The sequence below is a fragment of the Novosphingobium sp. PP1Y genome (assembly GCF_000253255.1).
In the GTDB taxonomy this organism is placed as follows: Bacteria; Pseudomonadota; Alphaproteobacteria; order Sphingomonadales; family Sphingomonadaceae; genus Novosphingobium.
The window spans coordinates 645,537-657,706 of the sequence record NC_015583.1 but is presented as its reverse complement, the minus strand read 5'-3'; the positions used below and the strand labels follow the sequence as shown (position 1 = coordinate 657,706).

The following is a 12,170-nucleotide window of genomic DNA, read 5'->3' as shown; positions in this document are numbered from 1 at the left end:
CGATCAGAAGCTGAACTTCGCGCCGACCTTCACCGTACGCGGTTCGACCACGCGGCTCAGCACGCCCTCTGCCGGCCCCGCCGGATCGTAGGCGGGAATGTAGGACTCGTAGAAGTAGGCGATATCCTTGTCCCGGCTGTCCAGGATATTGAGCACTTCTCCATAGATCTGCACATGCTTGCCCTTCCAGGATGCGCGACCGTTTAGCACCGTACTGCCCTTGTTGCGCACGCTGTTGTCTTCGATCAGCGGATAAGGCCCGAGATGCCGCACACGCAGGCTGGCCTCCCACGGATCGAGCACCACCGCGACACCGCCGGAGGCGGCATTCTCGAAGGCATTGGGAATACGATCGCCGTTGTCATAGCGCGAATGGCTGGCGGTGTAGTTGCCGTCCAGCGCCAGCCAAGGCACCGGCCGCCAGAAGGCGACGATCTCGTATCCATGACGGCTGCTCGCCCCGGTCGGTTCCACGGCATTGGAATCGCCGACGAAGCGCAACTCGCTGCCAACGTCGAGCCACCAATAGGTCGCCGTCAGCGAGAACTCGGAGAGCTGCAGGCGCCCGCCAAGTTCCTTACCGGTGCCGCGCACGAGAACCGGCACTGGCGTCTCCACGTTCACCGCGCCGCGCACGTCGTTCGAGTGGAAGCCGCGCCCCCAGTTGGCGTAAAGTTCGAACTGCGGAGAGATCTCATAGGCTGCCGAGAGCTTGGGCGACACGATCGAATCGTGCCCACTGCCCTCGCCAAGCGCCGCGGCCGCCGAATCGCGCGCGCGCACCGAATAGCGAAAGTGGTCCCCGCGCAGGCCGCCCGTCAGCCGCAGTCCCGCCAGCGGTTGCCACGTCGCCTCTCCATAAAGCGCGGCCGAAAGCTCATCGACACGGTAGCGCCCCAGGGAATAGAGCAGTTCCCGCATGGCCGTGCGTTCGACGCCAACATTTCCCATGTTGTCGTAGCGGTTCTCGGTGCCCACGGTGAAGGTAAGCCCGGCCCCAAGTTTCCAATGCTTGCGGGCGGACATGCCAAGGATCCAGCGCCGGTCGAACTGGCGGATCTGCGCACTGGCCCCGTCCGGATCCGCATAAGTTGGATTCGAATACATCGACCAGTCATAGTACTGCGCATCGAGGTTGGCGCTCCAGCCGGGTTGCGACAGCGCGATATTACCGACGAAGCGCGTCGTCTGGCCGCGCGCAGTGGGATCCGGGGAACAAAAGACATCGCCGCACTGGTCCGATCCGATGATGCGCTCTGGGATTTGCTCCGTGGGTCGCCAGGTACCGCGATAGCCGTGCAGCGAAGCTGCGAGATCGCCTTCATCCACTGAGACGAGATACTTTGCAAAGCCCGAATAGTGGCGCAGGTGTTCCGGCTCCTGCCAGGGACCGTCGTAGCGCCTGGCCTGCGCGACGAGCGTCAAGTCGCCCGGCCCCAGGTCGCGGATCGTTCCACCCATGGCCAAGCGCCGCGATCCGTAAAATCCACCCTCCAGCGACAGCCAGGTATTCTCGAACCCGTCGATCGTGGTCATGTAGGCCGCGCCAGCCAGCGCGAAATCACCGCCATCTGCGCGGTAGGGACCCTTGCGGAAATCCTCCCGCGCAACGATCTCCGGAATCAGCCCGTTGAGATCGAGGTAGCCCTGCCCGTGACCATGCGTGCGTAAATTCATCTGAACGCCATCGACATAGGTCGTGAAATCCGAACCGTGATCGAGGTTGAAACCGCGCAGAAAGTACTGGTTGGCCTTGCCACTGCCCGAGTGCTGCGCAGCGACCATGCCGGGCACGGCTTCGAGAAGCTCCGCCACACGCAGCAAAGGACGTACCAACAGGTCGGAGCCGGCCACGCTGCCTTCGCTCGACGCATTGGCCACGCCGATCTTCGCCTCGCCCCGTCCGAATACGACGATCTCATTCTCCCAGCTTCGAACCGCGCCCGGCGCCTCACCGTGTTTCCCGGCTGCTTCTGCCCCGGAATCCTCCTCAGCGTGGACGGCAGGTGAGAGCAGCGCGACGAGACCACCGGCGACGCAGGATGCAAGCAGCTTCATGCGCAAGGCATCGCAAGAGATCATGAAGGGTCCTTCCGGTAATTTTTGGTTTTGTCGAAGAGGCATCTGCCAGACCCTTCACAACGTGCCGAAGCATCGACCGATAAGCTGTATCGGCTGATAAGATGGTCTCTGGATCAGTCCCTCAGCTTCCTCGATACGTCGAATATCCGTAGGGAGAGACGAGTATCGGCACGTGATAGTGCCCCGACGCTTCGGCCACGCCGAAATCGATGGAGACACGGTCCAGAAATGGCGGATCGGGCAAGTCGGCGCCAAGGCCGCGAAAGTAGTCGGCGATTTCGAAGCTCAGTCGGAAGCGCCCGGCTGCGACTGTCGGCAACTGAGGACAACGTCCGTCGGCATCGGTCGCCCCGATAAACAGGATGTCCCCGTCACCATTGGCGAGGGCAAGCGCAACACCGGCTGCAGGACGGCCAAGCGCCGTGTCCAGAACGTGGGTGGACAGCGTGATCATGCCGCATCCTCCTGTGCCATAGGCCAGGTCTCCTCGAACTCCGGCTCATCGTAAGCGAGAAAGTCGGCGATAAGCGCCTCGCGATCGTCAAGAAAGAGCTGGTCGGCCACCCCGCGCACAAGCCGTGGAAGTGCGGCCTGCAAGCCCGAGAGCGCCGAAGCCGAAAGACCGAGACTCGCGAGGGCCGAGTAATTGAAGACGAACAGGCCATGCAGAGCCTGGGAAGGGGAGCCCTTGCGCGGCAGGAACTCGAATGCCGGGCCGAGATAGGGATGCGCGTCCAGCAATGCGTTTTCCTTGCCGGGCGGGGCGCGATAGACGTCCGACCAGCGGGCGATCGCATCGCTAACACCGGCAAGTTCCGGGCGCAGCCCGGGATCGCTGAGCAGCCCGGTCGACAGGACCAGGAAATCGAACGCAAATTTGCCGCGTGGCGTCGTCACCAGGGCCCGCTCACCTTGCACCTCCACCGAGAGCCACGGCGAGCCGAGATGAAGGCTGAACCCGGACCTGGCGGCAGCGCGACGGAAGGTATCGTTCGTCGGCGGCTGGTTGTGGCCGAGGAAGGCCGACATGACCGTGTATTTCTCGGCATCATCGAGAGCCGGATAGCGCGCGGTAAAACCCACGCGCTCCATGAAGCGGATCGGGTTGATACGGGGCAGCACCTTGCGCCTCATATGCACTTCGACTTCGCGCACGCCCGCCGCCAGTGCGACATTTGCATTGTCGAAGGCAGAGGCTCCCCCGCCGAGAATGGCAATGCGCTTGCCGGCCAGCGCCGGGTAGTCGATCGCTTCGCTGGTATGCGCATAGAGGTGACGCGGCAGGGCTCCACTGATGAGGGCCGGGGTGTGCCATTCTCCGCCGCCCTGTATCCCGGTAGCAAGGATCACCTTTCGGCTCAGGAGAGTTCCCCCGCCCGCGAGCTTGAGGCGGTAAAGCCCCTGCCCGATCGGCTCTATCAGTTCCAGTTTCGTTTCATTGCGCACAGGCAAGTCGAGCACACGCCGATACCAACGCAGATAGGCCATCCAGTCGCCGCGGACGATCTTGTCGACCTGTGTCCAACTCTCGGCACCGTGCCGGGCTTCCCACCAGGCGCGGTAAGTCAGCGCCGGGATGCCGAAGTCGATCGGCGTCAGGTCCTTGGGCGTTCGCAAGGTCACCATTCGCGCATAAGTTTCCCATGGCCCTTCGAACCCGGCAGGATTCTCGTCGATCACGAGGATGTTGCTGATGCGCTCGCGGATCAGGCCGAAAGCCGCCGCCAGCCCGCTTTGTCCGCCGCCCACGATGACGACGTCATGCACATGACCTTCGGGATGGCTGCGCGGCCGGGTCCAGTCCTGCCCGCCAAAGCCGGTAAGGGTCAACTGGCGGGCCAATTCCGCTTGCAGGGCTTCAAGACCGGCCGCTCCGGCGGGGGAACCTGTTTCACTCATTTCAGATCTTCCAGTCGGAGGCGCACGATCTCGCCGATCTGGGCAAGAGCAGTGGCTATTTCCTGCTCGCGGTCATTCTTCAGCCGCGCCCTCATGGCCGCGAGAATTCCGGCCTTGTCGGTCAACCGCACACAGATGATGAAGGGGAAGTCGAAGCGCGCGCGATAGGCCGCGTTCAACGCGTGGAATTCATCGAATTCCTCAGGCGTCAGACGGTCCAGCCCCGCCGAGGCCTGTTCCGAGGCGGAAGCTTGCGTCAAGGCGCGATTGACTGCGGCCTTGCCCGCCAGCTCGGGGTGTGCACGGATCAGTGCCAACTGGTCGGCAATCTCGGCTTCTTGGACGACTGCCATGAGATCTGCATGACGGTCGCCCGAAGAAGGACGGGCATCGGCCCGTTCCTCGACCCAGGGACTGTGTTCGAAAAGAGCCGTCATGACGTTGCTCCCTCCAGGCTGACATGGGCGGAGACGACCTTCCAGCCGTCCGCGAACCGGACCCAGCTTTGCGACTGGCGACCGCGCCGGTCGCTGCCATCCCGGAAGAATTCGGCGTCGGCCGTCGCGAAATTGTCACCATAGACCGTGATCGCGACCTTCCCGAGGCGACGCTGCGGTGAACCGCACCGCCCCTTGCGAAAGGCGCGGATGGCGTCGATGCCGTAGAGTACCTCACCAACGCCGTAGCGATTGGTGGTCGGGGCATCGTGGAACAGCGCATCCATCGCCTGTAGGTCATCTTCCATCAGGGCGCGTTCGTATTCGTGAAAAGCTGCCGTCACTTGCGCCAGTGCCTGCGGATCGTCGATCGTCATGCCGGGTGGTTCGCAATCCAGTGGCGCGCGATATCGATGCGCCGCGCAATCCAGGCATCGCCGGTCGCCGTGACGTGATCCACGAACCGCGCGAGCGCTCGGGCGCGCGCCGGGCGCCCGGCAATGCGCCCATGAAGGCCGATCGACATCATCCGACCGCCTTCCTCGCGCAATTGTTCGAAAGTATCGTGCAGGTAGCGGAAGAACTGCTCGCCCTCGGTAAAGCCATTGAGTGCGACCATCTTCATGTCGTTCGCGTCGAGCGAATAAGGCACGACGAGCTGCGGCTTGCCATGCCTGCGATCCCAGTAGGGTAGGTCGTCGGCGTAGCTGTCGGCATCGTAGAGAAAGCCCCCTTCCTCGACGATCAGGCGGGCGGTGTTGGGCGAAGTCCGCCCTTGGTACCAGCCCAATGGCCGCTGTCCGGTAAGCTTTTCATGCAAGGCAATTGCTTCGGCGATATGCGCCCGTTCCACCTCTTCGGGCACGTTCTGGTAATCGATCCAGCGCAGACCATGGCTCGCGACCTCCCAATTGGCGACCAACATCGCCTCCACGGCCTGCGGATTCATTTCCAGCGCACGCGCGACGGCGAAGACCGTTACCGGTAATCCGCGCTGTACGAATATGCGATGCAAACGCCAGAAGCCAGCGCGGCTGCCGTATTCGTAAAGGCTTTCCATCGCCATGGCGCGGTCAGGATGGCTGGCAGCGCCGACCATGTCGGACAGGAAGCATTCCGAACCGGCATCGCCATTCACGACGCAGTTTTCCGCGCCCTCTTCGTAATTGATCACGAACTGTACTGCGACGCGGGCCCCGCCGGGCCACTTCGCATCGGGAATGGTCCGGCCGTAGCCGACAAGGTCTCGGGCCTGGCTCATGCGTCCCAAGCCTCCATCGCAGCCGGCACGGCTTCGCCAAGCGCGACCGCATACCCCTGGGCGCGCAGGCAGGCCTCCAGCGCTCCAAGCGTGAGGAGGACCTTGTGCTTCATTGCATTGTAGCCCATCGTTCCAAGCCGCCAGATCCGGCCTTCGAGAGGACCGAAGGCGGTGCCGATCTCGATCTCGAAATTCTCGCGCATTGCCCGGCGCACGGCTTCGCCGTCGACGGTATCGGGAATATGGACGCCGGTCACATTGCTCATGCGATGGCTGTCGTCTCCGAAAAGGGTAAGACCCATCGCGCGCAGGCCCGCCGCCATCGCCCGGCCTGCGGCGCGGTGGCGCGCATAGCGTGGCTCCAGCCCTTCCCCCAGCGCTATGCGCGCGCATTCGCGGGCCGCATAGAGCATCGATGTCGCCTCGGTGTGGTGATTGAGGCGCTTGTCCGACCAGTAATCCATAATCATCGCGAGATCGAAGTAGTTGGAGCCGATGCGCGGCCCCTGACCATCCTCGATGTCCTCGCGCCGGATACCTCTCTCAACGTGACGGCGACGACCGATGTATTCGGCGGCGCGGTTGGAAATGGTGATCGGCGCCGAGCCGGACGGTCCGCCAAGGCACTTCTGCAAGCCGCCGCTCACGACATCCACGCCCCAACGGTCCGCGGCAATTTCCATACCGCCGATGGTGGCCGTGACATCGACGTAACTGAGAGCGCCCGCAGCCTCGCAAAGCGCGCCGAGCCCCTCGAGCGGCTGCACCATCGTCGTCGAGGTATCACCGTGGATCGTCGCGACAAGACGCGGCGACACCCGGTCGATCGCGGCCGCAACCGCTTCCATCGACACCACTTCGCCCCAGGGCACGTCAATCGTCTCGATGCGTGCGCCGATCCGGACAAGGATCTCGGTCAGCAACAGACCGAAGCGTCCGGCGTTGAGCACCAGCACCGTGTCGCCGGGAGCCACAAGGCTGACCAGCGCCGCCTCGATCCCGGCGCGAGCGGTACCGTCGATCAACATCGTCCAGCGGTTTTCGGTCCCGAAGATAGGCCGATACAGCGCCATGACCTGGTTCATGAATTCGGTCATCTCGGGATCGAACTGCCCGAGGAGATCGGCAGACATCGCGCGCAGCACCCGCGGATGGGCATTGATCGGACCGGGCCCCATCAGAAGCCGCTGGGGCGGGTCGATTTCGCCAAACAGCAGGGGATCAAGTTCAGGCAACCTGTTCAACTCCAAAAAATCAAATGATTCTGCAAAACCGCGGCATCAGAACGCTGCGACCAATCCGTCAGAACGGGGATCGCTGGCCCCTTCGAGACGCCCCCCAGGATGGCGCACGATGGCACCGGCATGTCCCATCAGCGCGTTGCACGATGGTACGATTTCGACTTCGTGACCGGCCCGGCGCAGAGCATCGATCGTCTCCGGCGCGAAGCCCTCTTCAAGCTTGAGCGAGGTGCTTTCTTCGCCCCAGGTCCTGCCCAGCAACCAGCGCGGCGCGGCAATCGCCTGCTCAAGCGCGACACCGAACCTCGCATAGCGCGTGAAGATCGCGGCCTGCGTCTGCGGCTGTCCTTCGCCGCCCATCGTGCCATAGGCCATGACCCGTCCGTCATCGAAGACGGCAAGCGCCGGATTGAGAGTATGGAAGGGCTTGCGACCTGGTTTGAGGGCATTCCAGCCATCGTCGGCAAGACGAAAACCGGAGCCGCGGTTTTGCCACGTGATGCCGGTCTGGGGCAGGACGAGGCCGGACCCGAACTCGAAATAGGTCGACTGGATGCATGAGACGACCTGTCCCCGCCCATCGGCGGCGCCGAACCAGCACGTGTCTCCCCAATGCGTCGGGTGCGGCCAGGGCATCGCCCGGTCCAGCCGGATCTCACTCAACATCGTACCGATGGCGGCGTTGCTCGACAGCAGGCCCTGCGGATCGAGCGACATCCATGCCGGGTCGCCAAGATGGGCATCGCGCACAAGGAACGCGTGCTTGGTCGCTTCAACCAGCCCATGCAGGTAATCGAATCCATCGGCCCGGGCAATGGTGAGGCGATCAAATAGCGCCAGGATGAGCAGTGATGCGAGGCCCTGCGTCGGCGGGGCAGTATTGTAGAGCATCGCCCCGTGGATCTCGGCCGACAGAGGCACGGTTTGCTGCGCCTCATGCGCGGCAAGGTCGATACCATCGACCGGGCTGCCCAATACCTGCAGGTCCTGCGCGATCAGCGCGGCAAGATCGCCGCGATAGAAGCTCCCGAGCCCTTCATCGACCAACTTGCGAAAGGTGCGCGCCAATTCGGGCTGGCGCAGCACTTCCCCTTCGCGCATGGGCCTATTCGCAGGTTCGAAGATCCGGGCATAGGCCCCCGGCTGTGATGCGAGTTCGTCACTCCTGGACCCGGCGATGGCGGCTCCCCCCCGGGTAACCGAAACGCCCGCTTCCGCGTGCGTGATCGCAGCGCCCAGCAGCCTGTCGAGGCTGAGACCCCCACCACCCTCGCCGAGAGCCATCTGCCAACCGGAAACCGTGCCGGCTACCGTGTTCGCGGCGAGCGGCCCACGCATCGGAATCGCGTCGAGCCCCGCGTAAAGTTCAAGGCTTACATTGCGCGAGGCCCTACCGCAGGCATCAATGGCCCAAAGCGCACCATCCGGTTCACGGATCAACCAAAATCCGTCGCCGCCGATGCCGGTCATGTGCGGGTAAACGACCGCAAGGCACGCTGCCATCGCCACACAGGCCTCCACTGCCGTACCGCCATCGCGCAGAACGTCGAGCCCGGCTTCGGAAGCGAGGTAGTGCGGCGCCGTCACGATGCCGCCGCGCGGATCATCCAGGCCGCCGCTCAAAGGCCCGCTTCCTGCTTCTGCACGGTGCCCGAGGCGACAACGCCTTGTCTCTCCAGCCATCGCGCAACCTGGAACAATCGCTTTTCCGCCCAATACGGCGCGATAAGCTGCACTCCGATGGGAAGCCCATCGGTTTTCAATGGTACGGACAGGGCTGGCAGTCCCGCGAAGCTGATCGGCTGCGTATAGAGGCCAAGATTCGCCCGCACCGGCAGCTCGACACCGTCGATTTCCACGCAGGCCTCGCCGATCCTGGGAGCAGAGCAAGGGGTTGTCGGAGATATCAGTATGTGGAAGCTGCCGAAAAGCTGCGCGACTTCGTCGATGAACTGACGGCGCATCCGCCTGGCCAGTTCAGAGACGCGCGCAGGAAGCAGCAGCCCGGCGAGCAGACGGTCGCGCACCGCCGGATCGTAATCCATGGGCCTTGTCGCCAACTGGCGTATGTGAAGACTTCCGCCCTCGATGCCGGTCATGCAAAACGCCGCCGAACGGGCAGCCTGGGCGCCTTGAAGCTCTACCCTGGAGGCCTGGGCAAAGACACCCGCAACAAGATCGAGCGCATCCTTCGCTTCCGCCGCAGCATGGCGAATGAACCACCCACCCAGAACACCGACGCGCAGATCGGAGGGCATGACGTCGAAATCGGCTGCGATCGGATCCGGGTCGGTATGGCTGCACGCAGGGTCCGCCCCGTCGGCGCCCTGCATCGCGTCATAGCTGAGGGCAAGATCGTCAAGTGTGCGCGCGAAAGGACCGACGTGATCCAGGCTCGACACGAAGGGGTAGGTGCCCGCCCGAGAGAGGCGCCCGAACGTAGGCTTCAGGCCATAAATGCCACAAAGCGAAGCGGGAACGCGGATCGAACCGTTGGTATCCGAGCCGAGGGCGACCGGAACTATGCCCGCCGCGACGGCGGCCGCGGAACCGCCGGAAGACCCGCCAGCCATGCGGGTTTCATCGCAGGGGTTGCGGGTCGCCCCGAAGTGCGCGTTCTCGGTAGCGAAGCCATAGGCGAACTCGTCCATGTTGGTCATGCCGACCAGCGTTGCCCCGGCATTTGCGAGCCGCGAGATAACCGTAGCGGTGCGCCGGGCCGGCGGGGCATCGCGATTGATCCTGGCCCCCGCTAGAGTCGGATGCCCAGCCACATCGAACAGGTTCTTGGCTGCGAAGGGCATACCCGCCAGCGGCCGATCAGCAGGCGAGGCATCGACGCACGCCGCTTGTGCCATCGCATCCTCCTCCAGGAGGCTGGTGAAGGCACAAAGCCGGGCCTTGGCGCGCGCTGATTCAAGCGATGCCCGGGCCCAGTCCTGCGCACGCGCCTTGCCGTTGCGCACCTCGCCGATGTGCGCGAGCGTATTCACAGCAGCTCCGCCGGATCGCGGAACGGATCGACGATCTCGTCCAGAACTGCTGCGTGATCCAGAAACAACCTGAGATTGGCGTGCACACCGTCCCGGCATTCTTCCGGAATGGTAAGGCCTGCCAAGCGGGACGCAGCATCCATATACGCCTGGCGGTCCGCGTCAGTCAGATGTCCGGCGAACTTCACTGCGTGCTCTCACCGGCCGGACCGGTCGGCTCGGGCCCTTCAAGTTGCGGGGCAAAGCGGTAATGGCACGAAACGCAGGCGTCGTTGACCGCGCCGCCGGCATCGAGGAACGCCGCTTCGTCCCTCTCCTCGGCCGCCTTGGCTACCTTGCCGGCGGCAACTTGAAGCGCTTTTGCCCTGTCGGACCAGGCCGGATCGTCGACGCGATAAGGAGCGTACTGAATGGCGCGGGCCAGCTCGGCAACGGTCAGGGCATCGCTTTCGGCGTCCTCCCATTCCTCGTCGGTCTTGGGGACCATGGAATGCGGACCCGTTTCATCACTGACGAAAGCCTGCCAATTCCACATCTGAATGGCATTGCGCTGCATGACGTGCGCCATGAGTTCCCGCAGGGAGAGGTCGCTGCTCACTTCATCGGCGGGGGCACTCGCAGCTTGCGCCTGACCAGCCTTGTCATCCGCTGCGCCGCAGCCACAGACGGCAAGCGCCATTGCCAGCACAAGGCCGGTCGCGCCGCTTCGCCGCAAACGCGCGCAGTTTCGCAATGCCATCATCGACCTAACTCCTTCCATGCGACGCAATCTCGCGACCGCGAGGCCGCAGCACCTTTCAGTTCGAGGATGAACCGGCGGACAGGTATCCGAGCCACCGAAACCGCCATTCACAGTGCCCCATCCCGGGATCAGACTTGCAGCCCTATCGTCATAGGCCCCGGGGCGAGGATCGGCATCGCCATAATTCCGGAAGCACTTTTCGACGCAATTGGAGAATGCTCCGAAACATCTCAGAAGAAGCCTGCGAACCGCAGCGGCTTGCAGGCACAACCAATTCAAGATCCGCTCATTCAGAAAAACTTTGCCGGCGTCAGGTTCCGAACCGGACCACTTTCCCCTGATCGTCGAAATGCTCCATGCAGGGAAGCAGCGAGCGTTGTTCCGCCATGAAATCGATGAAGACGCGCAGCTTCGCGGGCATCAGATTACGATGCGGGTACATCAGCATCAGCTTGACCGGTTCCGGTGGGTAATCGGCCAGCACAACCTGAAGTCGACCGCTGCGAATATATTCCGCCACTTCCCACAAGGGCTTCATGACGATCCCGCCGCCATGCAGGGCCCACTCGGTAAGAACGTCGCCCTCGTCGGCGTCGAAATCTCCCGTCGCTGGCACCGCGACGGGACCATCGGGTCCCTGCAGGCGCCAGCGCACTTGTGGGCTCCCGGGAAAACGCAGAACGAGGCAATTATGGTCGATCAACTCGCCCGGCTCGCGCGGTCTGCCTTTCTGATCGAGATAGGCGGGCGAAGCGCAGAGGACGCGTTCGCAGTCGTCCAGGTTGCGCGCGATGAAGCTGCTGTCGACGGGATTGGCCATGCGGATCGCGACGTCAACGGCCTCGTCCAGCAGATCGATAAGCCGGTCGGACAATCGCAAATTGACCCTGACCTTGGGATAGCGCTCATGAAACTGGACGATCAAAGGTGCCAGAATACGGCGACCGAAGCCGATGGGCGCTGTGACACGCAAGGCACCGATCGGCTCTCCGCCAGCTGTGGCGATACTGCTCTCGGCCCTTTCGATCGCCTCGAGGACATCAAGCGCATGCTCGTAGAAGACCAACCCCTCCTCGGTCGGATGCAGCGCCCGCGTCGTGCGGTTCAGCAACCGGGCCCCGATCCGGTTTTCCAGCTGCATTATCCGATGGCTCGCCGCAGCCGGAGTCAGATGCAGGCTTCTGGCCGCAGCAGAGATGTTCTTCATCTGCACTGCACGCACGAATATCTGTAGTTCACTACTCATTATTAGCGCCCCCGCAGCTAAAACTGTCGTCGAACGCCCCCTGCGATCATCTTGTTTTCTTTGACTATGTCACAGCACCTTCGCAGCTGCAACATAACTTCTCGAATCCGAACCCAATCACCCAAACGCTTGCAAGACCGTGCTATTTCTTCACTCTTACGCCAAACGCCACCGCTTCGTATGCACCGGAGAAACCGTCACGCGAACAGCGCCGCAGGTGAAAGATTTTCAAGGAAAATTTGATTATGCGGGCAATCGCTGAGTCGCAC

Annotated in this window: 12 protein-coding genes; all 12 read right to left on the bottom strand. The window is 63.1% G+C overall.

Annotated elements, in window-relative coordinates; genetic code table 11:
• Positions 1–3: 3 nt before the first annotated feature.
• Positions 4–2,082 carry a TonB-dependent receptor gene (locus tag PP1Y_RS03920; protein ID WP_232512239.1) on the bottom strand — a complete coding sequence of 693 codons (2,079 nt, stop codon included), beginning with the start codon at positions 2,080–2,082 and terminating at the stop codon, positions 4–6.
• A gap of 121 nt (positions 2,083–2,203) precedes the next feature.
• Positions 2,204–2,536, bottom strand: a complete 333-nt coding sequence (gene uraH / locus PP1Y_RS03915; RefSeq protein WP_013836788.1) for a hydroxyisourate hydrolase — start codon at positions 2,534–2,536, stop codon at positions 2,204–2,206.
• Entirely contained in the window at positions 2,533–3,981 is a 1,449-nt protein-coding gene (locus PP1Y_RS03910; RefSeq protein WP_013836787.1) for an FAD/NAD(P)-binding protein, read from the bottom strand. The genes uraH and PP1Y_RS03910 overlap by 4 nt, the downstream gene beginning before the upstream one ends.
• The gene (uraD, locus tag PP1Y_RS03905; protein WP_013836786.1) at positions 3,978–4,418 is read right to left on the bottom strand and encodes a 2-oxo-4-hydroxy-4-carboxy-5-ureidoimidazoline decarboxylase; all 441 of its coding nucleotides are present in this window, start codon (positions 4,416–4,418) and stop codon (positions 3,978–3,980) included. Before uraD ends, PP1Y_RS03910 begins: the two co-directional genes overlap by 4 nt.
• Entirely contained in the window at positions 4,415–4,795 is a 381-nt protein-coding gene (hpxZ, locus tag PP1Y_RS03900) for an oxalurate catabolism protein HpxZ (RefSeq protein WP_013836785.1), read from the bottom strand. The genes uraD and hpxZ overlap by 4 nt, the downstream gene beginning before the upstream one ends.
• A complete protein-coding gene (gene puuE, locus PP1Y_RS03895) occupies positions 4,792–5,679 on the bottom strand; it encodes an allantoinase PuuE (protein ID WP_013836784.1) in 888 nt (295 codons plus the stop codon). Before puuE ends, hpxZ begins: the two co-directional genes overlap by 4 nt.
• Positions 5,676–6,857 carry an alanine--glyoxylate aminotransferase family protein gene (locus tag PP1Y_RS03890; protein ID WP_013836783.1) on the bottom strand — a complete coding sequence of 394 codons (1,182 nt, stop codon included), beginning with the start codon at positions 6,855–6,857 and terminating at the stop codon, positions 5,676–5,678. The genes puuE and PP1Y_RS03890 overlap by 4 nt, the downstream gene beginning before the upstream one ends.
• A gap of 102 nt (positions 6,858–6,959) precedes the next feature.
• The gene (locus tag PP1Y_RS03885; RefSeq protein ID WP_013836782.1) at positions 6,960–8,603 is read right to left on the bottom strand and encodes a gamma-glutamyltransferase family protein; all 1,644 of its coding nucleotides are present in this window, start codon (positions 8,601–8,603) and stop codon (positions 6,960–6,962) included.
• On the bottom strand, positions 8,540–9,913 hold the full coding sequence (locus tag PP1Y_RS03880; protein ID WP_041558352.1) for an AtzE family amidohydrolase: 1,374 nt from the start codon (positions 9,911–9,913) through the stop codon (positions 8,540–8,542). The genes PP1Y_RS03885 and PP1Y_RS03880 overlap by 64 nt, the downstream gene beginning before the upstream one ends.
• On the bottom strand, positions 9,910–10,101 hold the full coding sequence (locus tag PP1Y_RS26300; protein WP_041558351.1) for a DUF4089 domain-containing protein: 192 nt from the start codon (positions 10,099–10,101) through the stop codon (positions 9,910–9,912). Before PP1Y_RS26300 ends, PP1Y_RS03880 begins: the two co-directional genes overlap by 4 nt.
• Positions 10,098–10,655 carry a cytochrome c gene (locus PP1Y_RS03870; RefSeq protein ID WP_041558348.1) on the bottom strand — a complete coding sequence of 186 codons (558 nt, stop codon included), beginning with the start codon at positions 10,653–10,655 and terminating at the stop codon, positions 10,098–10,100. The genes PP1Y_RS26300 and PP1Y_RS03870 overlap by 4 nt, the downstream gene beginning before the upstream one ends.
• A 310-nt stretch (positions 10,656–10,965) precedes the next feature.
• Positions 10,966–11,901 carry a LysR family transcriptional regulator gene (locus PP1Y_RS03865; RefSeq protein ID WP_013836779.1) on the bottom strand — a complete coding sequence of 312 codons (936 nt, stop codon included), beginning with the start codon at positions 11,899–11,901 and terminating at the stop codon, positions 10,966–10,968.
• Positions 11,902–12,170: the final 269 nt, after the last annotated feature.

What these genes read in the sequence shown, in the direction of transcription:
- PP1Y_RS03920 (WP_232512239.1), bottom strand. Translation starts at nt 2,082, where the DNA reads ATGATCTCTTGCGATGCCTTGCGCATGAAGCTGCTTGCATCCTGCGTC.
- uraH (WP_013836788.1), bottom strand. Translation starts at nt 2,536, where the DNA reads ATGATCACGCTGTCCACCCACGTTCTGGACACGGCGCTTGGCCGTCCT.
- PP1Y_RS03910 (WP_013836787.1), bottom strand. Translation starts at nt 3,981, where the DNA reads ATGAGTGAAACAGGTTCCCCCGCCGGAGCGGCCGGTCTTGAAGCCCTG.
- uraD (WP_013836786.1), bottom strand. Translation starts at nt 4,418, where the DNA reads ATGACGGCTCTTTTCGAACACAGTCCCTGGGTCGAGGAACGGGCCGAT.
- hpxZ (WP_013836785.1), bottom strand. Translation starts at nt 4,795, where the DNA reads ATGACGATCGACGATCCGCAGGCACTGGCGCAAGTGACGGCAGCTTTT.
- puuE (WP_013836784.1), bottom strand. Translation starts at nt 5,679, where the DNA reads ATGAGCCAGGCCCGAGACCTTGTCGGCTACGGCCGGACCATTCCCGAT.
- PP1Y_RS03890 (WP_013836783.1), bottom strand. Translation starts at nt 6,857, where the DNA reads ATGGGGCCCGGTCCGATCAATGCCCATCCGCGGGTGCTGCGCGCGATG.
- PP1Y_RS03885 (WP_013836782.1), bottom strand. Translation starts at nt 8,603, where the DNA reads ATGGCTGGAGAGACAAGGCGTTGTCGCCTCGGGCACCGTGCAGAAGCA.
- PP1Y_RS03870 (WP_041558348.1), bottom strand. Translation starts at nt 10,655, where the DNA reads ATGATGGCATTGCGAAACTGCGCGCGTTTGCGGCGAAGCGGCGCGACC.
- PP1Y_RS03865 (WP_013836779.1), bottom strand. Translation starts at nt 11,901, where the DNA reads ATGAGTAGTGAACTACAGATATTCGTGCGTGCAGTGCAGATGAAGAAC.